General features: G+C 67.5%; 26 protein-coding genes and 1 tRNA gene. 20 read left to right on the top strand and 7 right to left on the bottom strand.

Features of this window, described 5'->3' with window-relative positions; all coding sequences use genetic code 11:
* Nucleotides 1-5 precede the first annotated feature (5 nt).
* Nucleotides 6-1,535 carry a hypothetical protein gene (locus tag IEV67_RS12700; RefSeq protein ID WP_229703096.1) on the top strand — a complete coding sequence of 510 codons (1,530 nt, stop codon included), beginning with the start codon at nt 6-8 and terminating at the stop codon, nt 1,533-1,535.
* A 49-nt stretch (nt 1,536-1,584) separates the two neighbouring features.
* The gene (locus IEV67_RS12695) at nt 1,585-1,851 is read left to right on the top strand and encodes a DUF3039 domain-containing protein (protein ID WP_033106861.1); all 267 of its coding nucleotides are present in this window, start codon (nt 1,585-1,587) and stop codon (nt 1,849-1,851) included.
* A gap of 25 nt (nt 1,852-1,876) precedes the next feature.
* Here IEV67_RS12695 and IEV67_RS12690 read toward each other — a convergent pair whose 3' ends face one another.
* A complete protein-coding gene (locus IEV67_RS12690) occupies nt 1,877-3,202 on the bottom strand; it encodes a nicotinate phosphoribosyltransferase (protein ID WP_188436954.1) in 1,326 nt (441 codons plus the stop codon).
* A gap of 82 nt (nt 3,203-3,284) precedes the next feature.
* On the opposite strand from IEV67_RS12690, the gene murI reads away from it, so the two are divergent.
* The 4 genes from murI to IEV67_RS12670 all read left to right on the top strand — a co-directional run bounded on the left by murI (nt 3,285) and on the right by IEV67_RS12670 (nt 6,486).
* Nucleotides 3,285-4,151, top strand: coding sequence for a glutamate racemase (murI, locus tag IEV67_RS12685; RefSeq protein WP_188436953.1), 867 nt, complete (start codon nt 3,285-3,287; stop codon nt 4,149-4,151).
* Nucleotides 4,148-4,897, top strand: coding sequence for a ribonuclease PH (gene rph / locus IEV67_RS12680; protein WP_188436952.1), 750 nt, complete (start codon nt 4,148-4,150; stop codon nt 4,895-4,897). Before murI ends, rph begins: the two co-directional genes overlap by 4 nt.
* Complete coding sequence (gene rdgB / locus IEV67_RS12675) at nt 4,894-5,484, top strand: RdgB/HAM1 family non-canonical purine NTP pyrophosphatase (protein ID WP_188436951.1); 591 nt, start codon at nt 4,894-4,896, stop codon at nt 5,482-5,484. The genes rph and rdgB overlap by 4 nt, the downstream gene beginning before the upstream one ends.
* An 84-nt stretch (nt 5,485-5,568) precedes the next feature.
* On the top strand, nt 5,569-6,486 hold the full coding sequence (locus IEV67_RS12670; protein WP_188436950.1) for a cation diffusion facilitator family transporter: 918 nt from the start codon (nt 5,569-5,571) through the stop codon (nt 6,484-6,486).
* A 9-nt stretch (nt 6,487-6,495) separates the two neighbouring features.
* Here IEV67_RS12670 and IEV67_RS12665 read toward each other — a convergent pair whose 3' ends face one another.
* Nucleotides 6,496-8,916 carry an ATP-dependent DNA ligase gene (locus IEV67_RS12665; protein WP_188436949.1) on the bottom strand — a complete coding sequence of 807 codons (2,421 nt, stop codon included), beginning with the start codon at nt 8,914-8,916 and terminating at the stop codon, nt 6,496-6,498.
* 60 nt (nt 8,917-8,976) lie between these two features.
* Here IEV67_RS12665 and ku point away from each other — a divergent pair, with 60 nt between their 5' ends.
* A complete protein-coding gene (ku, locus tag IEV67_RS12660) occupies nt 8,977-9,783 on the top strand; it encodes a non-homologous end joining protein Ku (RefSeq protein WP_188436948.1) in 807 nt (268 codons plus the stop codon).
* 18 nt (nt 9,784-9,801) lie between these two features.
* Here ku and IEV67_RS12655 read toward each other — a convergent pair whose 3' ends face one another.
* The gene (locus IEV67_RS12655; protein WP_188436947.1) at nt 9,802-10,560 is read right to left on the bottom strand and encodes a DedA family protein; all 759 of its coding nucleotides are present in this window, start codon (nt 10,558-10,560) and stop codon (nt 9,802-9,804) included.
* 46 nt (nt 10,561-10,606) lie between these two features.
* A tRNA-Leu gene (locus IEV67_RS12650) sits at nt 10,607-10,688 on the bottom strand.
* Between the two features lie 139 nt (nt 10,689-10,827).
* Between IEV67_RS12650 and IEV67_RS12645 the strand changes: the two genes are divergently transcribed.
* From IEV67_RS12645 to IEV67_RS12615, 7 genes are read left to right on the top strand one after another with little or no spacing between them, the layout of a single operon-like run.
* On the top strand, nt 10,828-11,970 hold the full coding sequence (locus IEV67_RS12645) for a TadA family conjugal transfer-associated ATPase (RefSeq protein ID WP_188436946.1): 1,143 nt from the start codon (nt 10,828-10,830) through the stop codon (nt 11,968-11,970).
* A complete protein-coding gene (locus IEV67_RS12640; RefSeq protein ID WP_188436945.1) occupies nt 11,967-12,827 on the top strand; it encodes a type II secretion system F family protein in 861 nt (286 codons plus the stop codon). The genes IEV67_RS12645 and IEV67_RS12640 overlap by 4 nt, the downstream gene beginning before the upstream one ends.
* Nucleotides 12,824-13,762, top strand: coding sequence for a type II secretion system F family protein (locus tag IEV67_RS12635; protein ID WP_188436944.1), 939 nt, complete (start codon nt 12,824-12,826; stop codon nt 13,760-13,762). Before IEV67_RS12640 ends, IEV67_RS12635 begins: the two co-directional genes overlap by 4 nt.
* Nucleotides 13,763-13,800: 38 nt before the next feature.
* Nucleotides 13,801-13,998: a hypothetical protein gene (locus tag IEV67_RS12630; protein WP_188437242.1), complete on the top strand. Its 198-nt coding sequence runs from the start codon at nt 13,801-13,803 to the stop codon at nt 13,996-13,998.
* Nucleotide 13,999: 1 nt separating this feature from the next.
* Nucleotides 14,000-14,401, top strand: coding sequence for a TadE/TadG family type IV pilus assembly protein (locus IEV67_RS12625; protein WP_229703094.1), 402 nt, complete (start codon nt 14,000-14,002; stop codon nt 14,399-14,401).
* Nucleotides 14,370-14,825, top strand: coding sequence for a TadE family protein (locus IEV67_RS12620; protein WP_188436943.1), 456 nt, complete (start codon nt 14,370-14,372; stop codon nt 14,823-14,825). Before IEV67_RS12625 ends, IEV67_RS12620 begins: the two co-directional genes overlap by 32 nt.
* On the top strand, nt 14,822-15,247 hold the full coding sequence (locus IEV67_RS12615) for a pilus assembly protein TadG-related protein (RefSeq protein ID WP_188436942.1): 426 nt from the start codon (nt 14,822-14,824) through the stop codon (nt 15,245-15,247). The genes IEV67_RS12620 and IEV67_RS12615 overlap by 4 nt, the downstream gene beginning before the upstream one ends.
* A 16-nt stretch (nt 15,248-15,263) precedes the next feature.
* On the opposite strand, the gene IEV67_RS12610 is transcribed toward IEV67_RS12615, so the two are convergent.
* Nucleotides 15,264-16,481: an MFS transporter gene (locus tag IEV67_RS12610; protein WP_188437240.1), complete on the bottom strand. Its 1,218-nt coding sequence runs from the start codon at nt 16,479-16,481 to the stop codon at nt 15,264-15,266.
* A 106-nt stretch (nt 16,482-16,587) separates the two neighbouring features.
* Here IEV67_RS12610 and prfB point away from each other — a divergent pair, with 106 nt between their 5' ends.
* Nucleotides 16,588-17,697 carry a peptide chain release factor 2 gene (prfB, locus tag IEV67_RS12605; protein ID WP_188436941.1) on the top strand — a complete coding sequence of 370 codons (1,110 nt, stop codon included), beginning with the start codon at nt 16,588-16,590 and terminating at the stop codon, nt 17,695-17,697.
* A gap of 98 nt (nt 17,698-17,795) precedes the next feature.
* Here the strand turns inward: prfB and IEV67_RS12600 are convergent, their stop codons facing one another.
* Nucleotides 17,796-18,665, bottom strand: coding sequence for a DUF2510 domain-containing protein (locus IEV67_RS12600; RefSeq protein ID WP_188436940.1), 870 nt, complete (start codon nt 18,663-18,665; stop codon nt 17,796-17,798).
* 171 nt (nt 18,666-18,836) lie between these two features.
* On the opposite strand from IEV67_RS12600, the gene ftsE reads away from it, so the two are divergent.
* The 3 genes from ftsE to smpB all read left to right on the top strand — a co-directional run bounded on the left by ftsE (nt 18,837) and on the right by smpB (nt 21,311).
* Nucleotides 18,837-19,814, top strand: a complete 978-nt coding sequence (ftsE, locus tag IEV67_RS12595) for a cell division ATP-binding protein FtsE (protein ID WP_188436939.1) — start codon at nt 18,837-18,839, stop codon at nt 19,812-19,814.
* Entirely contained in the window at nt 19,811-20,725 is a 915-nt protein-coding gene (gene ftsX / locus IEV67_RS12590) for a permease-like cell division protein FtsX (protein ID WP_188436938.1), read from the top strand. The genes ftsE and ftsX overlap by 4 nt, the downstream gene beginning before the upstream one ends.
* Nucleotides 20,726-20,834: 109 nt before the next feature.
* Nucleotides 20,835-21,311: an SsrA-binding protein SmpB gene (gene smpB / locus IEV67_RS12585; RefSeq protein ID WP_188436937.1), complete on the top strand. Its 477-nt coding sequence runs from the start codon at nt 20,835-20,837 to the stop codon at nt 21,309-21,311.
* 2 nt (nt 21,312-21,313) lie between these two features.
* Here the strand turns inward: smpB and IEV67_RS12580 are convergent, their stop codons facing one another.
* On the bottom strand, nt 21,314-23,191 hold the full coding sequence (locus IEV67_RS12580) for a S9 family peptidase (protein ID WP_188436936.1): 1,878 nt from the start codon (nt 23,189-23,191) through the stop codon (nt 21,314-21,316).
* A gap of 199 nt (nt 23,192-23,390) precedes the next feature.
* On the opposite strand from IEV67_RS12580, the gene IEV67_RS12575 reads away from it, so the two are divergent.
* Nucleotides 23,391-24,338 carry a methylenetetrahydrofolate reductase gene (locus IEV67_RS12575; protein ID WP_188436935.1) on the top strand — a complete coding sequence of 316 codons (948 nt, stop codon included), beginning with the start codon at nt 23,391-23,393 and terminating at the stop codon, nt 24,336-24,338.
* Between the two features lie 23 nt (nt 24,339-24,361).
* On the top strand, nt 24,362-26,677 hold the full coding sequence (gene metE, locus IEV67_RS12570; protein WP_188436934.1) for a 5-methyltetrahydropteroyltriglutamate--homocysteine S-methyltransferase: 2,316 nt from the start codon (nt 24,362-24,364) through the stop codon (nt 26,675-26,677).
* Nucleotides 26,678-26,723: the final 46 nt, after the last annotated feature.

Raw genomic sequence — 26,723 nt, 5'->3', positions numbered from 1 at the left:
CGCTGATGCTCGGCTCCCTGCGTGGGGGACGAGTGCTGCGCACCGTACTCGGACTCGCCGCAGTCGTGATCGTCACCGTCGCGGTCTGCATCGCCGTGCTCAGCCTCGCCGATGCGCCGCTCGCCGTGGCGCGCACGGTGATCGTGCTCGGCGGCGCCGCTGTACTGCTCGGCTTCCTGATCGGGCCGATCCTCACCGGCACGTCCGACCAGCTCGACCCGCGTCGGTTCGGCGTGTTCGGAGTCGACGAGCGGCAGATGCCGTGGATCCTCGCGCTCGCCTCGCTGCTCAGCGTGCCCTCGTTCGCTCTGCTTGCGGTGGGCGCATGCATCGTGGTGCTGGCCGTACAGCTCGGCGCTCCGTGGATCACAGCGGTGCTCGTGTCGCTGATCGGCGTCGTCGCCTCCGCACTGGCCGCCCGCATCGGGATGGCGCTGAGTGCACTTCTGCTGCCCGAGCGGCGTTCAAGGGAGCTGACGGCCCTGTTCGCCCTCGCAGTGGTCGTCGTGGCCTTCCCCGTCGCAGTGTTCCTCGCCTCGCTGGAATGGGACGGTGCGGTGCCCGGCCCCGTCGCCGTCGTGACGACGATCGTCGGCTTCACTCCCTTCGCCGCGATCCCGGCGTTCCCGTTCGCGATCGCCGCCGGCGATGTCGTGGGGGCGTGGATCAGCGGAATCGTCGCCGCTGTGACCGTCGCTGCGGTGTGGCTGACCTGGTCATGGGTCGTACGTCGACTGCTCACGACCACGGGGCGACCGGCGACATCGCGCGAACGCACCGGCCTCGGCTGGTTCGCACTGCTGCCCAGCACTGCTTTCGGTGCGATCGCGGCGCGGAGCCTGGTGTACTGGCTCCGCGATCGCCGCTACATCGTGAACATCGTCGTCGTGCCCATCGCCGGGATCCTCACGGTGTTCCCCCTGCTCGTCGCCGGTGTGCCGCTGTACATCGCCGCCCTCGTGCCGGCCCCGGTCATGGCGCTGTTCTTCGGTTGGCTGCCGCACAACGATGTGGCGTACGACTCCACCGCGCTGTGGACGCACGTCGCCAGCGGCGTACGCGGACTTCCTGATCGCCTCGGCCGACTGGTCCCGGTGGCACTTGTGGCGCTCCCCGTGCTCGCGATCGCGATTCCTCTGACGCTCGCCGTCATCGAGAGCTGGTATCTGCTGCTGCCGATGATCGGGCTCGCCGCAAGCCTGTTCCTCTCCGGCCTCGGCCTGTCCAGCATCTCGTCCGTCGTCTCGCCGTACGCCGTCTCACGCCCCGGCGACAGCCCGTTCCAGCAGCCGCAGCGATCGGCATCCCGCGGTTCCTTCGGTCCTGCCGCCGCATTCATCGGCACCCTGATCGTCAGCGCTCCCACCCTGTGGCTGTTCATCATGACGATCATCACCGACGGCGTGTACAACCCGCTGACGTTCTGGATCGGCCTCAGCACCGGCGTGGTCATCCTCGCGCTCGGCGCTTTCGCCGGCGGAAGGATCTACGACCGCGGCGGCGCGCGTCTCATGGAATTCGTGGAGACCGCCTGAGTGCACGATGCGGGCCCGCACCGGGCTCAGGACGGTTAGACTCACCGCTATGAGTACTCCGCTGGACAGCCCCGATCAGGGCGGCGTGGCAACGCTTGATCGCGAACTGGAAGAACTTCTCAACGAAGAGAACCTCGAACCGGGCGACCATGAGCGCTTCTCTCACTATGTGAAGAAGGACAAGATCCTCGAGTCGGCGATCTCAGGAAAGCCGGTGCGCGCCCTGTGCGGCAAGAAGTGGACACCGGGCCGCGATCCCGAGAAGTTCCCGATCTGCCCCACCTGCAAGGAGATCTACGAGTCGATGGTCAACTGACCGGACTCGGGACCCCGCTCTCGATCTACTCCGCGTCGACGAAGACCGTCGGGATGGCCGGATCGGACTTGCTGAGCGCAAGCGCTCGCACCGGCATCTCCTCGCGCACGCGCATATGGTGCTCCCGAGCGGATGCCGTGCCCTGCACTCCTTCGTGAGCGTCGTCGATCTCGCCGCCCTCGACGAGCATCACCTGCAACGATCGAGAATCCGGATGCTCGGATCCGGTGCTGATCGCTTCGAAACCGTCTGACACCACCACGGTCTCCGCCACCGCGACCCCGTCTCGCAGCGTGCGGAAAGCAGCCTTGCGTCCGCCCTTCGAGGCCTTGTCGGTCGACGCCTTCGCGACGCCGACCCACGATCCCGACGGATCCTGACGGGCGACGAGCTTGTAGACCATGCCCGCCGTCGGATAGCCGGACCCGGTCACCACCGATGTGCCGACACCGTAGAAGTCGACCGGTGATGCCGCCAGAGCGGCGATCGCATACTCGTCGAGGTCGCTTGTCACCGTGATCTTCGTCCCGGTCGCACCGAGTTCGTCGAGCTGCGTGCGCACTGCCGCGGCGACCGTAGGAAGGTCACCGGAGTCAAGTCGCACGCCGCCGAGCCCGGTGCCGGCGACCCGGATGGCGGTCTCGACACCGGTGCGGATGTCGTAGGTGTCCACGAGCAGGGTGGTGTCGGTGCCGAGGCTCTCGATCTGTGCGCGGAAGGCGTCTTCCTCGGTGTCGTGCAGCAGCGTCCACGAATGCGCGGCCGTACCCATCGTGGGGATGCCCCACTGCCGCCCCGCTTCGAGGTTGCTCGTCGAACCGAACCCGGCGATGAATGCGGCTCGGGCCGCGGCGACCGCGGACATCTCGGCTGCTCGGCGAGAGCCCATCTCCGCGAGAGGCCGCTCACCGGCAGCCATGCTCATCCGCGAGGCGGCAGTCGCGACGGCGGAGTCGTGGTTGAGCACGCTCAATGCGAGGGTCTCCAGCACCACGGCGTCCGCGAAAGTGCCCTCGACGGTGAGGATGGGGGAGCCGGGGAAGTACAGTTCCCCCTCACGGTAACCGTGAACGGAGCCGGTGAACCGATAGTTCTCGAGGTACTTGAGCGTCTCGGTATCCACGACTCCGCCGTCGTGCAGGAACCGCAGCTCGTCGTCGCCGAAGCGGAACTCGCGCATCAGTGAGAGAAGGCGCCCTGTGCCGGCCACGACGCCGAAACGCCGTCCACCGGACAGTCGCCTGGAGAAGAGCTCGAAGACGCTCGGCCGCGCGGCGGTGCCATCGCGCAGTGCTGCGCCCAGCATCGTGAGTTCGTATCGGTCTGTGAGCAGCGCCGTCGACGAGGTCATGCGCTCAGTTTAGTGAGCGCGGCGAGTGCGACATGGCGGCGGCGTGCTCCCTGAGCCCGTCGAAGGGATAGGCTCGATAGTCATGAATGACGCGCCGATCGGAATCTTCGACTCCGGTGTCGGCGGGCTCACGGTGGCTCGCGCGATCCGTGCCCAGCTGCCGAGAGAATCGTTCGTGTACATCGGCGACACCGCTCATTCGCCCTACGGTCCCAAGCCCATCGCCGACGTGCGCCGCTACTCGCTCGAAGTGCTCGACACTCTCGTCGACCAGGGCGTGAAGATGCTCGTGATCGCGTGCAACACGGCATCCGCCGCCATGCTGCGCGACGCCAGAGAGCGCTACGACGTCCCCGTCATCGAAGTGATCGGTCCCGCGGTCCGCCGCGCGGTCTCGACCACGCGGAACAACCGCGTCGGCGTCATCGGTACGGTCGGGACGATCGGCTCACGCGCCTACCAGGACATGCTCGAGGTCAACGAGAGGCTTTCCGTGTTCACGGCCGCATGCCCGCGCTTCGTCGAGTTCGTGGAGTCGGGCATCACCGGTACCGAGGAGGTGCTCGCCATCGCCGAGGAGTACCTCGCTCCGTTGCGCGAAGCCGACGTCGACACTCTGGTGCTGGGATGCACGCATTACCCGTTCCTGCGCGGCGCGATCGGCTACGTCATGGGCGATGGAGTGTCTCTCGTCTCCAGCGACGACGAGACGGCCGGCGATGTGTACCGTCAGCTCGTGCGCGGCGATCTTCTCGCTCCGCCGGATGCCGTGGCCACTGCGGTGTACGAGGCCACCGGTGAATCCACCGAGGAGTTCACCGCGCTCGCCAACCGGCTCATGGGTCGCGAGGTGCGCGACGTTCAGCACGTGCAGACCGGCGTGATCACGCTTCCCGACCTCTCAGAACTGGCTGAGGCCGGTATCTCCAACCCAGAAGGAACTTCATGACCGACATCGTCCGCGCCGACGGCCGCGCCACCGACCAGCTCCGTGAGATCACCATCGAACGCGGCTGGAGCGCGAATGCCGAAGGCTCCGCGTTGATCAGCTTCGGTGGCACGAAGGTGCTGTGCACGGCATCCTTCACCAACGGCGTGCCGCGCTGGCTCACCGGCAAAGGCAAGGGATGGGTCACCGCCGAGTACGCGATGCTTCCTCGTGCGACGAACAGCCGCAACGACCGTGAGAGCGTCAAGGGCCGCATCGGCGGGCGCACACACGAGATCTCGCGTCTGATCGGACGCGCGCTGCGCGCGGTCGTCGATACCAAGGCGCTCGGTGAGAACACGATCGTGATCGACTGCGACGTGCTGCAGGCCGACGGCGGCACGCGCACCGCGGCGATCACGGGTGCCTATGTCGCGCTCGCGGACGCGATCGAGTGGGGCCGGGAGAAGAAGTTCATCGGGAAGAACGCGACGCCGCTGCTGGACTCTGTGGCGGCGATCTCGGTCGGGATCATCGATGGCACGCCCATGCTTGATCTGCCATACGTCGAGGATGTCCGCGCCGAGACCGACATGAACATCGTCGTGACCGGTCGGGGACTGTTCGTCGAGGTGCAGGGGACGGCCGAAGGTGCGCCGTTCGACAAGCGTGAACTCGACGCGCTGCTGGAGCTCGGCCTGGCCGGCTGCGAGACGCTGAAGGGGCATCAGCTGGAGGCGCTCGCTCCCTCGGAGGCGCAGGCGTGAAGGTCGTCCTCGCCACGCACAACCCGCACAAGATCGCGGAGTTCCAGCAGATCGTTGCGATGACGCGACCTGACCTGGAGGTCGTCGGCTATGACGGCCCCGAGCCGGTCGAAGACGGTGTGACCTTCGCCGAGAACGCCCTGCTCAAGGCGCGCGCCGCAGCCGCCCACACGGGGCTCGCAGCGTTCGCCGACGACTCCGGAATCTGCGTGGACGTGCTGGGCGGGTCGCCCGGTATCTTCTCCGCCTACTGGGCAGGGCAGAGGAAGGATGCGAAGGCGAATCTCGAGCTGCTTCTCGACCAGCTCGCCGACATCGCCGATCCGCACCGCACGGCGCAGTTCGTGTCGACGATCGCGCTCGTGACTCCCGAGGGTATCGAGCACACGGTCGCAGGCGTGTGGCCGGGACGGCTGGCACGCGAGGCGTCTGGTTCCGGCGGATTCGGCTACGACCCGATCTTCATCCCCGACGGACAGAAAGCTCCCGAGCGCTCGGTCGGGGAGTTCTCCGACGAGGAGAAGCAGTCGCAGTCGCACAGGGCGCGCGCCTTCCAGGCGTTCATCCCGCTGCTGGCGACGCTCTGACGCCGTCGGGCTACTGAGAATCGTTACCCTTCCCGACTAGGAGAAAAGGCGCTCCTCGACACGTCCCGGCCGTAGCCTGGAAGCATGCACGATCACGCGCCGAGTGGAGGGATCCGCGGTTTCGGCAACCGTCGGCTGCTGACCATCTCGCTGTGCCTGACCGCGACCGTGATGCTCGTGCAGGTGGTCGGCGCGATCCTCACCGGCTCGCTCGCGCTGCTGGCCGACGCCGCCCACATGTTCACGGATGCCTCGGCACTCGTGGTCGCTCTGATCGCCACAGCGGTCGCTGCACGCCCCGCCGATGACCGGCGCACGTTCGGTTACCAGCGGGCAGAGGTGTTCGGTGCGCTGATCAACGCCATCATCCTCATCGTGCTCTCCGTGCTGGTCGGCATCGAGGGTGTGAAACGTCTGCTGGAGCCGACCGAGACCGAGGTCGCCGGCCCCCTCATGCTCGTCGTCGCTGTGATCGGCCTGATCGCGAACGCCGTGGCGATGTGGCTGCTCAGCGCAGCGCAGAAGACCAGCATCAACGTGCGCGGCGCCTACCTCGAGGTTCTCGGCGACATGATCGGCTCGGCGGCCGTGATCGTCGCGGCGATCGTCATCGTGACGACAGGGTGGATGCCGGCGGATGCGATCGCGTCGCTGCTGATCGCCGTCATGATCATCCCGCGGGCGATCTCGCTGCTGCGCGAGGTGTTCTCGGTGCTCGCCGAGTCGGCGCCGAAGAACACGCACGTCAGTGAGATCCGCGATCATCTACTCGCCTTCGACGGCGTGCGCAGCGTGCACGATGTGCACGTCTGGCAACTCACCCGCGGCGCACCCGTGTTCACCGCGCACGTCAAGGTCGATCCGGCACTGCTGGCGACGGGGCGCTCCGATCTTCTTCTCGAAGAGCTGCAGGCGTGCCTCGCCGACCACTTCGATGTCGCCCACTCCACGTTCCAGATCGAATCGGCCTCGGCGGGCGAATGCGAAGACGCCCACGCCTGACCGGTCGGATCAGGACTCCACGACGATCTCGTCGACGGACTTGTCCGGACGCAGTCCTCGCCAGCGGGCGTGACGGAGAATCCCGTCGGGCGTCCAGTTCGCGAACTCGACCTCTCCGACCAGGGTCGGATGCACCCAGAGCGCATCGCGTGCATCGGGTGCCGGAACCCCGGAGATCTCGGCGCTCTTCGTGCGCAGCGGCTCCAACTGCGCCGAGAGGTCGCCGAGGATCCGTTCGGTGAAGCCGCTGCCCACCCTTCCGACGTAGCGCAGCACGTCGGTCTCGGCATCCGGGATCCCGAGCAGCAATGAGCCGATCCGACCCTCACGGTCACCCTTCCCAGGGCGGATGCCCGCGATCGCGACCTCCTGCGTGCGGGTGCGCTTGATCTTCAGCCAGGACCCGGAGCGGATGCCGGCGCGGTAGGTGGATCCGGATTCCTTCGCCACCACGCCCTCGAGATCGAACGCATCGCTGGTCTCCAGCGCAGCATCCAGATCGTCGAACACCGGCGGCACGACGATCGGCGCATCGACGCCGTCCACGAGCGTCTCCAGCAGCGCTCGACGGTCGCGCAGCGGCATCCGTGTGAGGTCATGACCATCGAGTCGGAGAAGGTCGAAGAGGTAGTAGGCGATCGGCGTGCGGATCACCTCGCGCTCGATCTCGCGCGCCTTCGTCAGGTGCATCCGGCTCTGCAGCCTGCTGAAGCTCGGGCGCCCCGAGGGATCCAGCGCGACGATCTCGCCGTCGACGATCGCGTCGTCGACCGCGAGGTGGGGAGCACCGTCAGAGGTGAGTTCCGGATACCGCGACGTGATGTCTGTGCCGCTGCGGGCGTGCAGCGTCATCCGGCCGTCCGCCCAGGTGCCGAGAGCGCGGATGCCGTCCCACTTGATCTCGATCCACGGGTCGCGCAGCGAGCGGACCAGGCCCGCTGTCCCCGAATCGGCGAGCATCGGACGAGGAGGAGAGTCAGTCCGGCTCTTCGCGACGGGCGCATCGTCGACGGATGCCGCGGGGGCCCGCTTCTGCGCATCGGGGCGGTGCGCAGCATCCTTCTGTTCTTTCATGCGGTGCAGCAGCCAGGATGACTTCTCGCCCGATCCGGTGGTGCGGATCAGCGCGAGGCGTGTGCGGCCCAGCGGCCCCGCTCCGGAGAACGTGCCGATGACCTCGTCCTCGCGCCATTTCTCCAGCTCGACGGTGCCGGTGTCCCAGACCGTCATCGTGCCAGCTCCGTACTCGCCCTTCGGGATCTCGCCGTGGAAGGTGAGGTACTCCAGCGGGTGCGGCTCGGTCATGACCGCGAGATGGTTGCCGTCGGGTGTCTCAGGGACACCTTTCGGCACTGCCCAGCTGACCAGCACTCCGTCGCGTTCGATGCGCAGGTCGAAGTGGCGCCTTCGCGCATGATGCTCCTGGATGACGAACCGGGGGAGTCCGCCGGCACCCAGTGCCGGAAGCGTCTGCGGCATGGGTTCCGGTGTCTTGGCCGCGTCCCGCTTCTCACGGTACGAACCGAGAAGGTCGGCGTTCGCGGCGGCGACCAGGCCCGCGAGAGGATCCACACCGACCTCCACGCGGTCCATGACCTCGTCGAAGCGCAGTTGGCGCAGATCAGGGTCGTCGAGTTCGTCCCAGGTGCGAGGAGCAGCCACGGTCGGCTGTGCCCGCCCGCGCAACGAGTACGGGGAGATCGTCGTCTTCTTGCCGTTGTTCTGGCTCCAGTCGAGGAACACCTTCCCGCCGCGGGAGGCCTTGGCCATCGTGCTCGTCGCGATGTCGGGGTGATCGGCCTCTATGGAGCGTGCGAGCTCGCGGGCGATGGCCGAGGCCTGGTCGCTCGTCTGCGTGCCGTCCAGATGGCTGTACAGGTGGATGCCCTTGCTACCGCTCGTCACAGGTGCGGGGTCCAGCCCGATGTCGCGCAGGATGTCCCGAGCAAGACCGGCGACATGCGCGCACAGCGGAAGGTCGGCGCCGGGACCGGGGTCGAGATCCAGTACGAGCCGGTCGGGGTTTCGCCGTTCCCCGGACGCGCTGAATCGCCACTGCGGCACATGCAGTTCGATGCTGGCGACCTGAGCCAGCCACACCAGTGCCGGCAGGTCATCCGCGATCGGATACTCCTTCGGCCCGCCGGAATGCTCGATCGGCATCCGGTGCACCCAGCTGGGAGCCCCCGCATCGATCTGCTTCGCGAAGAATGCGTCGGCAGGGGCATCCGCCGTGCCCACGCCCTCTACCCAGCGCTTGCGGGTGATCGGTCGCCCCGCGAGCAATGGCAGCATCCGGGGCGCGACCGCCGTGTAATACGCGATCACCTCGCCCTTGGTGGTCCCCGTCTCGGGGTAGAGCACCTTGTCGAGATTCGTGAGGCGCACACGGCGGCCGCCGACGTCGACGACCTGCGCGGCTGTTGCCATGACGAAAGAGTATCCGCAAGCCTCTGGCATTCGACTGCTCTCGCGGTGTGTACTGGTCCCATGAGGTCGATCTGGAAGGGAGCCCTGACGTTCGGGCTCGTGAACGTCCCGGTGAAGGTGTACTCCGCCACCGAGGATCACGACGTCTCGCTGCACCAGGTGCACGATGAGGACGGCGGGCGCATCCGCTACAAGCGCACGTGCGAGGTCTGCGGCGAGGTCGTCGCCTACCAGAACATCGACCGAGCGTATGAGGATGACGGTCAGATGGTCGTCCTCACGAAGGAGGACCTCGACGCGCTGCCGGCCGAGCGCAGTCGTGAGATCGACGTGGTCGAGTTCGTGCCCAGTGATCAGGTCGATCTGCTCACGCTCGACAAGGCCTACTACCTGGAGCCGGATTCCAAGTCTCCCAAGGCGTACGTGCTGCTGCGCAGGACGCTGGAGCAGACCGATCGCACGGCCATCGTGCGCTTCACGCTCCGCCAGAAGACGCGGCTCGCCGCGCTGCGCGTGCGCGGTGATGTGCTCGTGCTGCAGACGCTCCTGTGGGCCGACGAGGTGCGTGCGGCGGAGTTCTCGTCACTCGACGAAGAGGTGAAGATCTCGAAGAAGGAGCTCGAGCTCTCATCGAGCCTCGTCGACAGCTACTCGAGCGACTTCGATCCGGAGTCGTTCGTCGACGAATATCAGAAGGAACTCCGCACACTCATCGACGCGAAGATCGAAGCCGGCGAGACCTTCGACGTCAAGGAGACCTTCGCAGAGGAGGGCGAGGAGGAGAAGGGCGGCGAGGTCATCGACCTCATGGAGGCGCTCAAGGCGAGCGTCGAGCGCTCACGGGCGAAGAAGAAGGATGCCGGGTGAGGCGCTGCCGCTGACCGGCTAGTGCTTGCCGTCGCCGTCCAGGTCGGGGGCGCGGTCGAAGACGTCCTTGTCGAGGGCGAGATCGTCTGCCTCGGCGGCACCGACTTCGACGTCGCCGCCTGCCGCGAGTTCCTTCTTCACCTTGCGGCGCTCTGAGAAGTAGTGCCACAGCGTGATCACGGCGGTGCCGCCGACCGCCGCGAGCAGGATGATGTCGATGTACTCGGTGACGAGGTGGGCGATCCACGGGATGTAGGCGATCAGGTAGCCGAGCATCGTCAGCCCGAAGCCCCACAGGACAGCACCGATGAGGTTGTAGAGGCTGTACTTCTTCCACGGCATGTGACCGACGCCGGCAGCGACGGGCGCGAAGGTGCGCACGATCGGCACGAAGCGCGCCAGGATGACGGTCAGCCCGCCGTAGCGCTCGAAGAACGCGTTCGTGCGTTCGACGTTCTTGCGGCTGAACAGCCCGGACTCCTTGCGTTCGAACACCGCCGGGCCGCCCTTGTGCCCGATGAGGTAGCCGACTTCACCGCCGACGAACGCCGCGAGTGCGATGAGCAGCGCGACCAGCCAGATGTTCAGCCCGAAGACGTTGTTCGTGTGGGTGAGGAGCCCGGCGATCACGAGCAGCGTGTCGCCCGGCAGCAGGAACCCGACCAGCAGGCCGGTCTCCGCGAAGACGATGAAGCACACCACGAGCAGGGCCCAGGGGCCCGCCGCCCCGATGATGAGCTCGGGGTCGAGCCAGGGGATGAGTGCGATGTGATGCATGGTGTCCCGTCGAGCAGGTCGTGCAGAGGTCAGTCGATTCGTGCTGTGCGGAAGGTGGGACTTGAACCCACACGCCCTGGGGCACAGGAACCTAAATCCTGCGTGTCTACCAATTCCACCACTCCCGCGCGTGGTCAAGTCTAGCCAGTGCGTTCGCTGTGACCACCGGGGGATATCCGGAGAGAATGCGGAGGGTTCTCCGTCTCCATGTCATCCGCCTGTGGATAACTTCCGAGGTCGCGGGCGGATTCTTGCGAGGATGCCGGTGTGAGCCAGAGCACCCTCGTCGTCGCCGAGCGTGTGCGTCGGCGTCTGCGCGCGGAGAGGACTGATCCCTCTCTCGCGCCGGAGGAGGCCAGGCGCATCGCGCAGGCCGAAGTGCGACGGCACAACGACCTCGCGTTGTCGCGTGGCGAAGAGACGATCGACGACGAGACCGCCTGCGTGCGGGACGTGCTCGCCTCGGTCAGCGGTTTCGGGCCCCTTCAACCGCTCCTCGACGATCCCGACATCGAGGAGATCTGGTTGAACGGGCCCGATCGCGTCTACATCGCGCGCGACGGAGTCTCGGAGCGGATCGGGTTGCGGTTGACGGACGCGATGGTGCGCGATCTCGTGGAGCGGATGCTGCAGGCGACCGGCCGTCGCGTCGACATCAGCCAACCTTTCGTGGATGCTTCGCTGCCCGACGGTTCGCGTCTGCATGTCGCCATCGCCGATGTCGTCCGCGGCTCTTGGGCCGTGAACATCAGGAAGTTCCTGTCCCGGTATCGCACCCTGGAGGCGCTGGTCGAACTGGGGACTCTGCCGATGGAAGTCGCTGAGATGCTGAGCAGGGCGATGCGCGACGGACTCAGCGTGATCGTGTCGGGAGCAACCCACGCAGGTAAGACCACCCTCCTGGGTGCCCTGCTCGCCTCCTGCGCGGACAGTCAGCGCATCATCACCGTCGAGGAGACTTTCGAACTCGCCGTGGACGGCCCCGATCTCGTCGCGCTCCAGGGGCGTCAGGCCAGCTTGGAGGGAAGCGGCGAGATCACGCTGCGCCGGCTCGTGAAAGAGGCGCTGCGCATGCGACCGGACCGCCTCGTCGTCGGTGAGGTCCGCGATTCGGAAGCCCTCGACCTGGTGCTCGCTCTCAACACGGGCGTGCCGGGCGCGGGAACGGTCCACGCGAACTCGGCAGTGGAGGCGCTGGAGAAGCTCACGATCCTGCCGCTGCTCGCCGGTCGCAACATCGATCGCTCGTTCATCGCACCCGCCCTCGCGGCCTCGGTCTCGCTGGTCGTGCACTGCGCACGGGATGCCGCAGGAGGTCGGCGTGTCACCGAGGTGATCGCTCCGACCGGTGAGGTCGTGGAGGGGCGCATCATCACGCGCTCGCTCTACAGGGCGGAGCCACCGGCATGACACTGCTGGTCGGAGCGATTCTCGCGGCGGGGCTGCTCCTGTGCGCATCGCCGTGGCTCTGGCCGCAACGCGAGAAGGATGAGCGCCCGGCGACCAGAGGCGGATGGCTCGCTCGACTGATCGACGAGGCCGGCTACGCCTCCGTGCAGCAGCGCACCGTCGTGGCCGTCGTCATCGCGATCGCGTTGGCTGCTGCGGCGACTGCCTGGCTGGTCACAGGCATTCCGACGCTGGCGGTCCTCGCCGCGATCGGCGGAGCGTCTGCTCCGATCGCATTCCTGCGCTCGCGTCGTCTGCGACTGCTGAAGGCTCGCAGGCAGCTGTGGCCCGACGTCTGCGATCTCCTCATCGCGTCGATCCGCGTCGGGCTGTCCTTACCGGATGCCGTGGCGTCGCTGGCCGAATCGGCACCCGCCATGGTTCGCCCGGCGTTCGTCGTGTTCGCGAGAGATCTCCACTCCACCGGTCGTTTCGAGAGCAGCATCGAGAGATTGAAGACCTCGCTCGCCGATCCCATCGCCGACCGCATCGTCGAGACCTTGAAGATGGCGCGGCAGGTGGGCGGAACCGAACTCACCGGGGTTCTGCGCGCGTTGTCGTCCTCCGTACGCGCGGACGCAGCCCTGCGTGGCGAGGTCGAAGCGCGACAGTCGTGGATTCGTGGGGCGGCTGTGCTGGGTGTCGTCGCGCCGTGGATCATTCTCGGGCTGCTGGCGCTGCGCCCCGAAGGGGCGCAGGCGTACACGAGTCCGGAAGGGGTGCTCGTGATCTGCGGTGGTGCGGCCGTCTCGGTCGTGGCGTTCCGCATCATGGTGCGCATCGGACGGCTGCCGGAGCCCAGGCGGTGGTTCGCATGAGCGGTGTCACCGATGCGGCGATGGCGATTCTGCTCGGAGGGATCCTGGCCGCCGGGATCCTCTGCATCCTGGCTGCCGCGCCGCGGTGGGGCGCCGCGTCGTTGACCACGCGCATCGCACCGTACGTGCGGGATGCCGTCGACGATGCCGCGCTTCCGTCCGGGATTCTTCCGAGGGCGGGCGTACTTCCCCTCCACACCGCAAGCTCGTGGGAGCGGCTGAAGAGCATGTTCGCGCGCGGACTCGGCGGGAGCGACGCGCTGGCTCTGCGACTCGCCCAGGCGGGAATCGACGAGGCGCCGGCGTCGTTCCGCGCCCGCCAGCTCGGGTGGGCGGTGACGGGGTTCGGCGTCGGCTGCGTGCTCGTCGTGATCCTCGCGCTGACCGGGCGGATGACGCCACCGGCCGCGGTGCTGCCGCTGCTCGTCGCAGCGGCGGGAGCGATCGTCGTCGACGTGCTTCTCTCATCTCGCGTCAAGTCGCGGCTGGGGCGGCTCAGCGACGAGTTGCCGACCACCCTGGAGTTCCTCGCGCTGTGCCTGTCTGCCGGTGAAGGCTTCCTCGACGCGCTGCGCCGTGTCGCCGCGATCGGCTCGGGCGAGCTCACTCAGGAGCTGCGACAGGTCGTGCTCGCCGTCGGAACCGGCTCGCCGCTGGCGGATGCTCTCGCGGAGATGGCCGCACGGTTGCGATTGCCTGGGCTGTCGCGCGCGGTCGACCAGGTGATCGCGGCGCTCGAGCACGGCGCTCCGCTCGCCGGAGTGCTGCATTCGCAGGCCGCAGACGCACGGGAGGACGCGAAACGCGTGCTCATCGAACAGGCGGGTCGGCGCGAGATCTACATGATGCTCCCTCTGGTCTTCCTGATCCTGCCGCTGAGCGTGCTCTTCGCCGTGTTCCCCGGGCTGTTCATTCTGCGACTCGGACTCGGTTGAAGCAGAACCACGATCCATCCACTACGAGAGGACTGATGATGAAGGCAATCGAACGCTGGTGGGCGGGATTGACCGCCGATGCCAGAGCGCTCGCCGAAGACGAGACCGGCGACGTACCCGGCTGGGTTCTGGTGACCCTCATGACGGCTGGTTTGGTCGTCCTCATCTGGGCGGTGGCGGGCCCAGCGCTGACCGGGCTGTTCGAGCAGGCGATTTCGCGAGTGTCCGGACTCTGACGTGCGCTGGCGGGAGGTGGCGTCGGACGAGCGCGGGTCGAGCCCGGTCGAGTTCGTGCTCGTCGGTTCGCTGCTCACCGTCCTCACCCTCGCCGTGCTGCAGTTGGGGCTCGCCGTATACGTGCGCAACGTCGTGCACGATGCGGCCGTCGAAGGCGCGCACTACGCGGCTCTCGCCGACACCGCGCTCGAGGAGGGCGCCGAGCGCACTCGACTGTCGATCACTCGAGCGGTCGGTGCGACCTATGCGGAGGACATCGCAGTCGCCGAGAGCGACCGGCTCGGCCATGCGACCGCGGTCGTGACGGTGCGCACCACCCTGCCCATCGTCGGCCTGCTCGGCATCCCCTACGCGATGGAGGTGAACGCGGATGCGCCGTTGGAGACTCTCGGCGAAGAATGACGACGGCTCCGCGGCACTGGAGTTCATCACCGTCGGCGTCATCCTGCTCGTCCCGCTCGCGTACCTCGTGGTCACGCTCGGTGCGGTCCAGGAGAGGCTTCTGGGGGTCGAGGCCGCCGCGAGGCACACCGCGCGGGTGATCGGTCAGGCGGACGATATCGACTCCGCCGCCGCGAACAGCGACGCCGTGCTGGCGAGCGTGATCGACGAGTACGGCATGGATGCCGCTGGCGTCGATGTCTCCATGTCGTGCATGCCCGCAGGGGCTGCCTGCCCCTCGGCGGGCGCGACCGTCATCGTGACGGTGAGTACGCGCGTCTCGCTGCCCTTCGTGCCTCCGATCTTCGGCCTCGACGAGGCAGCGAGCATCCCGCTCGAAGCCGCCGCCGCACAGAAGGTGTCACGTCTGTGGGGCACCGGATGACGCGGCGTCTGGTCTTCGAGGATGATCAGGACGGCAGCATCCTCCCGCTCCTGCTCGGATACGTCGTGCTCGCGATCGCCGTGATCTTCGTCTGCACCTGCGCGACCGACCTGTACATCGCGCAGAAGCGGCTCGATTCCCTCGCGGATGCCGCGGCGCTCGCCGGAGCCGACGGATTCACGCTCGTCGTCGACGGCGACGCGGTGCGCGCCGAGCTGACGGATGCCGGTGTGCAGGAGCAGGCGGTCGCGATCGTCGACGCCGTGACGACCGAGGCGACCCTCGTCTCGGCATCCGCTCCCGACGGCGTGACGGCGCGCGTCACGGTCGCCGCTGCCTGGCATCCGCCGCTGTTCTCGCCGTTCGTGCCAGGTGGCGTGCCGCTGGAAGCCACTGCGACGAGCCGCACAGCGCTGCGCTGAGACGAGTCGACGAACGCTAGCGTTCCGGCCGAGGACTGAACCGCGGGATCCAGCGGATGAACCCGAGTGCGCCGAGCAGGCCCACGACGCCGATCACGCCGGATGCCACGGACAGCGAGGCGACCGCGGTCACGCCGGACACGATCAGCGGAGTGACAGCGCCACCGGCATCCGTGAGCGTCCGCCACGAGCCGAGGAAGGCCGCCGGTTCCTGCTTCGGTGCGGTGTCGGCGCCGAGCGTCAGCAGGATGCCGCTGGAGAGCCCGTTGCCGACGCCGAGCACTGCTGCCAGCATCCCGAACCACAGGACTGCGGAATCCCCGTCGTGCGTGAACGAGAGCACGAGGAAGCCGATGCCCATCAGCACCATCGCGGGCATCGCCGCCCACAGCCTGCCGAACCGGTCCATCACCTGGCCGCTGGCGTAGAAGAGGGCGAAGTCGATCGCCCCCGAGACGCCGACGACCAGCGCGATCGTCTGGGCGTCCAGCCCCAGCGACACGCCCCACAGGGGCAGCACGACCTGTCGCGCGGATCGCACCCCCGACAGGCTGGCGGCGGCGATCCCGAGTCGTCCGAGCACGCCGCGATACTGCCACATGGTGCGGAAGATGCCGACACGTTCGATGGTCGGGATCGAGCCTGTCACCGCCTCACCGGAGTCTTCCGCGAGAGTGGAGTTGGAGGCGATCGGGGGAGTGGTCTTCTCAGGATCCGGCCCGAACAGCACCAGCACCACCATGACGATCAGGCACCCGAGGAAGAACCAGATCGCGGCGTGCTCGTCACCGAACACCTGCAGGAGCGCCGCGGTGACGAACGGCCCAACGAAGACGCCGAGGCGGAAGCTGCCGCCCAGCAGCGACAGCGCACGGGCCCGGAACGCGACCGGCACCCTGGTCGTCATGAACGCGTGCCTGGCGAGGCCGAAGGCTGCGGCGCAGAATCCGAGGAGGAACACGGATGCCGCGAACACCGCAAGCACCGGAGCGAGCACCATCCCGACCACGGCACCGATGGAGATCACGCCGGCGATCACCATGGTGAAGCGCTCGCCGATTCGGGCGACCGCCCATCCGGCGGGGAGGTTGCCGCACAGCTGTCCGATCACGAGCGCCGATGCGACCAGGGCGGCGGACGCGACGTCGGCACCCATGTTCGCTGCGATCACCGGGATCAGCGGGATGACGGCGCCCTCTCCGAGGGCGAACAGGATCGTGGGCAGATACACCATCGGTCCGAACTGTCTCAGGACCGACGACGCGCTGCTCACACGATCACGCTACTCCGCGAAGGCGCCCCCTCAGATCACAGGACGATCCACGGTAGGCTGGGGTGTCATGCTCGAACTAGATCTCTCCGCCGAAATTCAGGCGCTCAGGCACACCTTCGGCGATATCAGCGAGGTCGTCGATGTTTCGCGACTGCGCGAGGACATCGCCCGTCTCAGTGAGGAAGCGGGCGCACCCGACCTCTGGGACGACACCGAGCGCGCTCAGAAGGTGACCAGCGCCCTCAGCCACCGCCAGTCCGAGCTCGCCCGCATCACCGGTATCGCACAGCGCCTCGACGATCTCGAGGTGCTCGTCGAACTCGCCAACGAGATGGGGGATGAGGAATCCGGTCAGGAGGCGCGGAGCGAACTTGCCGCGCTGACCGACGTGATCAACCAGCTCGAGGTGCAGACGCTCCTCGACGGCGAGTACGACGATCGCTCGGCGATCATCACGATCCGCTCCGGCGCAGGCGGCGACGACGCCACCGACTTCGCCGAGATGCTCATGCGCATGTATCTGCGATGGGCTGAGAAGCACAAGTACCCCGCCAAGGTCATGGACACCTCATATGCGGAGGGCGCGGGCATCAAGTCCGCGACCTTCGAGATCACGGCTCCGTACGCCTTCGGCACGTTGTCGGTCGAGGCAGGCACCCACCGCCTCGCGCGCATCAGCCCGTTCGGCTCTGCGGACAAGCGCCAGACCAGTTTCGCCGCGGTCGAGGTCATCCCGCTCATGGAGGAGGCCACTGCGGTCGAGATCCCCGAGGGCGACATCCGCGTCGACGTCTTCCGTTCATCGGGCCCTGGCGGTCAGTCCGTCAACACGACCGACTCGGCCGTGCGCCTGACGCACCTTCCGACCGGCATCGTCGTCTCGATGCAGAACGAGAAGTCGCAGATCCAGAACCGTGCCGCCGCCATGCGCGTGCTGCAGACCCGACTCCTGCTGCTGCAGAAGGAGGAGGAGGCTGCGAAGAAGAAGGAACTCGCCGGCAACATCACGGCGAGCTGGGGCGATCAGATGCGCTCGTACTTCCTGTACGGCCAGCAGCTGGTCAAGGACCTGCGCACGGGCCAGGAATCGGGCAACCCCGCGGCCGTGTTCGACGGCGATCTCGACGATTTCATCTCCGCCGGCATCCGCTGGCGCAAGCGCAGAGACGAAGACTGACAGTCAGACGACACCGACGGTCAGACGACACCTACGTTGAGAAGACGGAGAAAGAGACCCACGAAGCATGACTTCGTGGGTCTCTTCCGTCACATCGGCTACTGAAGCTCCGGGGCGCAGACGGCGATCGCCTCGGACAGGCCGGTGGTGAATTCCAATGCCCCCGTCGGATCGCTGAAGTCGCTCTCACCACGCGCGATGGTGGACAACGTCTCGTCCGACACGTCAGGGTTGTCGACCAGCTCCTGGGCGAGACACGTGATGGTCTCATTCTCATAGCCGGTGGCGCCCTGCGTGCCGACGATCGTGCGCAGTCCCTCGGCGACCTCATCCGTGCTCGGACGATCGCCAGTGGAACCCGCATCGGCATCTGAATCGTCATCGGCGTCCGCCGAGATCGACGGAACGGGCGTAGGCGAGTATTCGTCGACGGCCGTCACGAACGCGGCGGTGAGAAGCACGAAGGCGATGATGCCGCCGACGATCGCGCCGACGACCGAAAGACAGATGGCGACGATCGGAGCCCACTTCCTCCCGCGGAGGAAGAACGCGATGATCGAGAGCACGAAAGCAGCCGCCAGCAGGAACCAGCCGACGCCGAGAATCGGTGGAATGCACGCCGTGATGAATCCGAGCACGGCTGCGCCGAGTGCGATCCACCCCACGATGGACGGGCCGGATGCCGGCGGAGGCGTCGGTGCGGAGGAGTAGTTCCCTACGGCGGCCGGATACCCGCCGCCTGTCGGCGCAGGGTATCCGCCCGGAGCAGCGTACGGCGGGGCAGCGGATGCCGGCGGTGCCTGCGGAACGGCGGGCGCCTGGGGGACGGCCGGGATCTGAGGCACGGCCGGCGTCTGAGCAGCGGGCGCCGCTGGCGCCTCAGGCGCGAAGTTCTCGGTCCACTGCTGACCATCCCACCAGCGCTGGCGTCCGGATCCGTCGTCGTACCAGCCTGCAGGCGTGCTCATGTCTCTCCTCGATACCCGTGTTCGGCGATCACCTCGGGTACGCAGTGACGCGAACTCCCGATGGGACATGCTTATCAGGGATTCCGCTCACGCTCACATGGGGAGCACTCTCCATCTCGATGGGGTGTCGCTCGCAGTGAGTGAGGAACCCGCGCTTAGGCTCGTAAAGCCATGATTCGGTTCGAGAATGTCACCAAGCGCTACCGCGGGACGAAGCGACCGGCCCTCGCCGGGGTCGACTTCGAGATCCAGCGGGGCGAATTCGTCTTCCTCGTCGGTGCGTCGGGGTCTGGGAAGTCCACCTGCCTCCAGCTCATCCTCCGGGAGGAGGTGCCGTCCGGGGGACGCGTCGCCGTGCTCGGCCGCGATCTTCGTGCGCTGGCGAACCGCAAAGTGCCGTACTTCCGCCGTCACATCGGCTCGGTCTTCCAGGATTTCCGCCTGCTCTCGACCAAGACCGTGTTCCAGAACGTCGCCTTCACCCTGCAGGTGACCGGGTCCTCTCGAGGGTTCGTCCAGCAGGCGGTGCCGGAGGCGCTGGCACTCGTCGGCCTCGCCGGCAAGGAGAAGCGGATGCCGCACGAGCTGTCCGGTGGCGAGCAGCAGCGCGTCGCGATCGCCCGCGCACTGGTCAACCGCCCTCAGGTGCTGCTCGCCGACGAGCCGACCGGAAACCTCGACCCCGCGACCTCCGTCGACATCATGCAGCTTCTGGCTCGCATCAACGCCGGAGGCACGACAGTGCTGATGGCCACGCACGAGGCCGCCTTCGTGGATCAGATGCAGCGCCGTGTGATCGAACTGCGCGACGGCGAGATGGTGCGAGACGAGGTGCACGGCGGTTACGGCGATCGGTCGATGATCCCGCAGCTCGTCCCGGAGCAGGAGCGCGGCGCCGCCGCGACGGCTGCCCTCACAGCGGTGCAGGAGGTGCAGCGCCAGACCGAGTCGCTCGAGCCGCTCACCGCCGAGATGATCGCGTCGATGCGCGCAGCGCGAAGCGCCGATGCAGCTCCGGCAGTCGAGGCGAAGCCCGACGACACGTCGGCGATCGTCCTTCCGGATGTGAACGTGGCGGAGCTCGGAGTGGCCGATCGTCTCGGACTCTCCGACAGCGGCGACGACGAGGAAGTGGGACCGACATCGTGAGAGTGGGTCTGATCCTCACCGAGGCCCTCGGGGGCCTGAGGCGCAACATCTCGATGGTGATCTCCGTCGTACTCGTGACGTTCGTCTCGCTGACGTTCGTCGGCGCGGCGATCCTCATGCAGGGCCAGATCAGCACCATGCGCGCCTACTGGACCGAGCGCGCCCAGGTGTCCGTCTCGATGTGCTCGACGGTCTCGACCGGCGAGAGCTGCCTCGACGGCGCCGCCACCGAGGACCAGATCACTCAGGTGCGCGCAGAACTCGAGAGCGATCCGCTCGCGTCGCTGATCGGCGAGCTGCGCTTCGAGAACAAGGCCGAGGCGTACGCCAACATCACTGAACTGCTCGGCGAAGAGCAGGCGAGCGTGCTCACCGAGGAGCAGATGTCGGAGACGTTCTACGTCACCCTCAAGGACCCAGGTCAGTCGCAGGTGATCGTCGAGGCGTTCGCCGGCATCAACGGCGTCGAAGAGGTGCGCGACCAGTTGCAGTATCTCGACCCGCTGTTCTCCGCGCTCACCGTGGCGACCTACATCGCGGTCGGCATCGCCGTGCTCATGCTGATCGCCGCCATTCTGCTGATCGCCACGACCATCAGATTGTCCGCCTATGCCAGACGCAAGGAGATCGGCATCATGCGCCTCGTCGGCGCATCGAACCGATTCATCCAGACGCCGTTCATCCTCGAAGGCGTGTTCGCAGCCTTCATCGGCTCGGTGCTCGCCAGCGCGGCCGTGGTCGCCGGAGTGCACTTCGGTGTCAACGGCTATCTGAAGGGCCGGGTGCCGTTCATCACCACGTGGGTGACGATGCAGGATGCTGCGCTCGTCGTGCCGGTGCTCATCGGCATCGGCGTGATCCTGGCTGCCCTGTCGGCTGGCTTCGCGATCCGTCGCTGGCTGCGTACGTAGCATCCGAGCGCGTACGTCGCATCCGCCGCCGTCGTCTCGGAATCAGCAGTCGTCGTTGTAGACTGATGGGCTGTCGTGCGTTCGATGCGGCACGGATCAGGAGAGCATCATGCCCAGGGAACGCGGGGAGAAGGTCGTCGCGACCAATCGTCGCGCACGTCACGACTACATCATCGAGAAGTCGTACGAGGCGGGGATGGTGCTCACCGGCACCGAAGTGAAGTCACTGCGGCAGGGCCGCGCGAACCTCAGCGACGGGTACGCGTTCGTCAAGGGCAACGAGGTCTTCCTCGATTCGGTGCACATCCCCGAGTACTCGCAGGGGCACTGGACGAACCACTCGGCCAAGCGCATCCGCAAACTGCTGCTGCATCGCGAGGAGATCGAGAAGCTGCAGCATGCGGTGTCGGCGGGCGGCTACACGCTGATCCCGCTCAAGCTGTACTTCTCCGATGGCAGGGCCAAGGTCGAGATCGCTCTCGCGAAGGGCAAGCGCGAGTTCGACAAGCGTCAGACGCTCCGCGAACGACAGGACACCCGAGAGGCCCAACGCGCCATGCGCCTGCGCAACCGCGTGGGGGAGTAGCCCTACAGCGCGATCCCTGAGCCTGTCGAAGGCTCGAAGCCGAACACCTCGCCGAGGAAACGCAGTTCGCGCTGGAGCGCGTCGATGATCGTCTCCGCGCGACGGAAGCCGTGCCCCTCACCGGGATACACGACGAGCTCGTGGGGAATGCCGCGTGCGGCGAGAGCATCGCGGATCGACTCGGATTGCGCCAGCGGCACGACCCGGTCGTCTTCGCCCTGCAGCAGCAGCACCGGCACGTCGATCTGTTCGGCATGAGTGAGCGGTGAGCGATCGATGTAGATCTGCTCAGCCGCCGGCAACGGACCAACGAGCCCGTCGAGGTAGTACTTCTCGAAGTCGTGCGTGTCCTGTGCGAGCGCACGCAGATCGGTCACTCCGTAGCGGCTGATGCCGGCAGAGAAGACGCCGCCACGCACGAGCGCCGCGAGCACCGTCCACCCACCCGCCGATCCGCCGCGGATCGCGATGCGCTTCGGATCCGCACGCCCGGAATCTCCGAGCCCGCGTGCCGCGGCGAGCACATCGTCGACGTCCGCGACACCCCACTGGCCGTCGAGGCGCTCACGATAGGCGCGGCCGTACCCGGTCGAGCCGCCGTAGTTGACATCGAGCACGCCGATGCCGCGGCTCGTGTAGAACGCGATGGCGGCGGAAGCCGCCCCCGCCACGTGCGCGGTCGGACCACCGTGCACGAAGACGATGTACGGCGGGAGTTCGCCTTCGGGCGCTGCGGCGTCGGGATTCGACGGCGGGTAATCGAAGGCATGCACGGGACCGTTCGCGCCCTCCAGCGTGATGCGGGTGGCCGGCGGCATCCAGCGCTCGTCCACTGGCTGACCACCGCGCACGCGTTCGACATCACCGGAATCCACGTCCACGCACCAGAGACCCGCGCTCACGCCCGCTCCGCCACCGGAGAGCAGCACGCGAGTGCCAGACACATCGTCGACGCTCACGTGCGCCGTGGTCTGCACCTCGATGCGTCTCTCGGAACCGTCGCGCTCGATCAGCACGACCTCGTCGGAGCCGTTCGTGCGCACGGCGACGATCCGGCCGTCGGCGAGTGGCTGATACCAGCGGTTTCCGAGCACCCATAGTCCGTAGCCCGTGTCGGCGTCTGCGGGGGAGATCGGTTCGGTGGCAGCGACATCGGTTCCGTCGAAGTGAAGACGGTAGAGGTTCCAGCGGCCGGTGGGGTCATCGGCGTACGCGAGCTCGGTGTCGCAGATCCACTCCGGCTGCAGCGCCGCACGCACGCGGATGTCGGCGAAGACGTCGCCGCCCACCTCGGCGACGCGGAGCCTCGCCTCCTGCCACGGCATCCGCCGACCGCTCCACTCGACCCACGCGATGCGGGTCCCGTCGGGGGAGAGCGCAGGGTGCGCGAAGAATGCACTGCCCTGGATCAACACGCGTATCGCGGCCTCGTCCGAGACGGCGGACCCGTCGGTCGGGATCTCGATGATCCCGCGCAGATGCGGGTCGGTCGAGAGGTTTTCGCGCACGGCCAGCAGGCGCCCGTGCTGCAACCGCAGCCCGCCGTGGTTCGGTCCGGCGGGCGTCAACGGCTCCGGCTCCTCACCAGGCAGCATCCGATACACCCGCTGATCGCCGGCATCGACGAAGTACAGGACGCCGTCGGCATCCGCCGCCCACGCGCCGCCGCCGTACTCGTGCACCCGCGATCGGGCGCTCCACGGTGCGGGGAGCACCACCTTCCCTGTCGAGCTGCGCACGGAGACACGGCCGCCTTCGGTCGGCACCGATTCGCCCCACCAGATCTCGTCGCCCACGAAGCGGGAGCCGTCGATTCGCGGAGCGGATGACGCGATGTCGGCGGCGTGGAAGGGAGAGGGCCAGGTTCCGTACGGCTGCATGCTTCGAGCCTATGCGGCGTCGATCTGACACACGACGTCACACAGGATGCGCCCACCGGCGACAGCGGGCTACCTTCGTGGAAACGGCCGGTTCACCCCGGGCGTGGAGCGACAGCCGAGCCCGGCATCCGCCCGCGAACGAGCCCGACTACGTCGTCGTTCGCGGCAGCACTGCCCGCACTGTCACCCCAGGAGAATGATGTCTTCCGAGTCACCGACGCTCGCAACCCCGCGTGTGCCGTTCTCCTTCGAGCTCTACCCACCGCGCTCTGCGTCAAGCGAAGAGGCGCTGCACGAGACGGTCCGCCGCCTCGCGGCCGCCGGCCCCGATTTCCTCTCGGTCACCTACGGCGCCGGTGGATCGACCGGCGGCCGCTCGCTCGAAGTGCTGCGCTACATCCGGGAGAACACCGCCGTCGAGCCGCTTGCACACCTCACCTGCGTCGGCAACACCTATGCCGGCGCCGCCACGCTGATCCGCGAGTTCCTGGATGCCGGCATCCTGAGCTTCCTCGCCCTGCGAGGCGATCCGCCCGAGGGGCAGACCGGGCCCTTCCTCGGCGACCTCGAGAGTGCGGCGCAGCTCGTGCAGCTGATCGACCGCGCACAGGCCGAGCGGGCCCCCTACGAGGAGTCGCCGGTGCCGGGCATCCCCGGAGCTGCACGTGTCGCTCCACGACGGAAGGTCAGCATCGCCGTCGCGGCGTTCCCGAAGGGGCATCCGCGCTCGACCCACCGCACGCAGGACGTCGAGGCGCTTCTCGCGAAGCAGGCCGCCGGTGCGACGTTCGCGATCACGCAGCTGTTCTTCCACTCCGACGACTATCTGGCCTTCGTCGAACGTGCCCGTGCGGCAGGGGTCACGATCCCGATCCTGCCCGGCATCATGCCCATCACGTCGCCGAACCGGCTCGCACGCGTGCTCGAGCTCACGGGTGAGGACCTGCCGAGCGAGCTCTCGATCGCACTCGAGGTCGAGCCCACGATCGAGGGCCGTCGTGAGATCGGCGTCGAGTGGGCCGCGCGCCTGACCCGTGAGGTCGTCGCCGGCGGCGCCCCTGGCGTGCACCTGTACGCCTTCAACCAGCATGAGACCGTTCTCACCGTCCTCGCAGAGGCAGGCGTCCTTCCTGCCCTGCGTCATTAGCTCCCGCCCCGAAAGGAAACATCATGACCGCATTCCCCCAGGGGACGATCCTCGGATACCCGCGCATCGGCCGTCGCCGCGAACTCAAGAAGGCCGTCGAGTCGTTCTGGTCCGGTCGCAGCGATCTGCAGCAGCTCGAGCAGACCGCCGCCGGGCTGCGTGCGGCGACGCGTGAGCGGCTCGCGACGCTCGGCCTCGGCCGTGACGATTCGGCCATTCCCGAGTCGTTCTCGTACTACGACCAGGTGCTCGACGCCGCTGTCACCGTCGGCGCGATCCCGGCCCGCTTCGAGAACCTGCGCGAGGCAGACGGCACCATCGGCCTGCCGGCATACTTCACGATCGCCCGTGGCGAAGGGGAGCGCGCGCCTCTCGAGATGACCAAGTGGTTCGACTCGAACTACCACTACCTCGTGCCGGAGATCGGCCCGGAGACGACGTTCTCGCTCTCCAGCGATCGCCTGGTCCGCCAGGTGGAGGAGGCTGTCGCGGCCGGGTTCGTCACGCGCCCCGTCGTGGTCGGGCCGGTGACCCTGCTCGCCCTCGCGAAGGCCTCGGATGACGCGCCGGAGGGCTTCGACCCGCTCTCGCGTCTGGACGACCTCGTTCCGGTATACGTCGAACTGCTCGCACGCCTCAAAGCCGCCGGCGCCGAGTGGGTGCAGCTGGATGAGCCTGCTCTCGTCAGCGAGTCGCTGCCGACCTCTGTGGAGAAGCTGGCGGATGCCGCGGCTCGCGCCCTCGACGTCATCGGCGGTTCAGCCGAGCGCCCGTCGATCCTCGTCGCCGCGCCGTACGCGTCGCTGGAGGCCACCTTCTCGGTGCTGGTGGCCGCTCCGATCGAGGCGATCGCGGTCGACCTCGTGCGCGGTGCGGTTCCTGCGGCGGCAGCGGGCCTGGCGGACAAGATCCTGGTCGGTGGCGTGATCGACGGTCACAACATCTGGCGCGGCGACCTCTCAGACGCCTTCGAGAAGCTCGACGCGCTGGGGCAGCTCGGTGCGGCATCGGTGTCGGCATCCACCTCGACCTCGCTGCTGCACGTGCCTCACGACGTGACGGATGAGTCCGCGCTCGACGAGCGTCTCGTCAGCTGGCTCGCGTTCGCCGACCAGAAGGTCGAGCAGGTCGTGACGCTGGCCCGTGGCCTTGCAGGAGGACGCCCGGCGATCAAGGAGGCGCTGGATGCCGCATCCGCCGCTCTCGACGATCGTCGCAGTGCGCCGGGTGTGCGCGACGGCTCGGTGCGATCGCGTGCACTGGCAGAGGGCGACTTCTCACGTGCCGCCTACGCCGAGCGCGAGGCGGCGCAGCAGGAGGCCCTCGGGCTGCCGGCGCTGCCGCTCACCACGATCGGCTCGTTCCCGCAGACCGGCGACATCCGCCGTGCGCGTGCACAGTTCCTGCGCGGTGAACTGTCGAACGAAGACTACGAGGCGTTCCTCCGCCGCGAGATCGACTCTGTCGTCGACCTGCAGGAGGAGCTCGGGCTCGACGTCCTGGTGCACGGTGAGCCGGAGCGCAACGACATGGTGCAGTACTTCGCCGAGAACCTCGACGGCTTCACGGTGACCGAGAACGGCTGGGTGCAGTCGTACGGATCGCGCGCGACGCGTCCGTCGATCCTGTGGGGCGACGTGTCGCGTCCGGCGCCGATCACGGTCGGATGGTCGACCTACGCGCAGTCGAAGACCGCCAAACACATGAAGGGCATGCTCACGGGGCCGGTGACGATCCTCGCGTGGTCGTTCGTGCGCGACGACCAGCCGCTCGCAGACACCGCGAACCAGGTCGCCCTGGCACTGCGCGATGAGATCGCCGACCTCGAGTCCGCCGGCATCGCGGTGATCCAGGTGGATGAGCCCGCACTGCGCGAACTGCTGCCGCTGAAGAAGGCCGATCAGCCCTCATACCTCGACTGGTCGGTGGCGTCGTTCCGCCTCGCCACGGGCGGAGCGGGCACAGCCACACAGGTGCACACGCACCTCTGTTACTCGGAGTTCGGCGTCGTGATCGACGCCATCCGCGCGCTGGACGCCGATGTGACTTCGATCGAGGCTGCGCGCAGCCGCATGGACGTCGTCACGGACATCGCCGAGGTCGGCTTCGACCACGGCATCGGACCTGGTGTGTACGACATCCACTCGCCGCGTGTTCCGACGGTCGACGAGATCGAGTCGCTGCTGCGCCGTGCCGTGGACGAGATCCCGACCCGTCAGCTCTGGGTGAACCCGGACTGCGGTCTGAAGACCCGCGGATACGACGAGACCACGGCGTCGCTGCGGAACATCGTGGAGGCCACTCGTCGCGTGCGTGAGGACGTGAACGTCGCCGTCTGATACCCGAATAACGAAGAACCGCCCTCCTGAATTCGGGAGGGCGGTT

This window comes from Microbacterium murale (assembly GCF_014635185.1).
In the GTDB taxonomy this organism is placed as follows: Bacteria; Actinomycetota; Actinomycetes; order Actinomycetales; family Microbacteriaceae; genus Microbacterium; species Microbacterium murale.
This window is presented reverse-complemented; position numbering and strand designations above follow the sequence as displayed.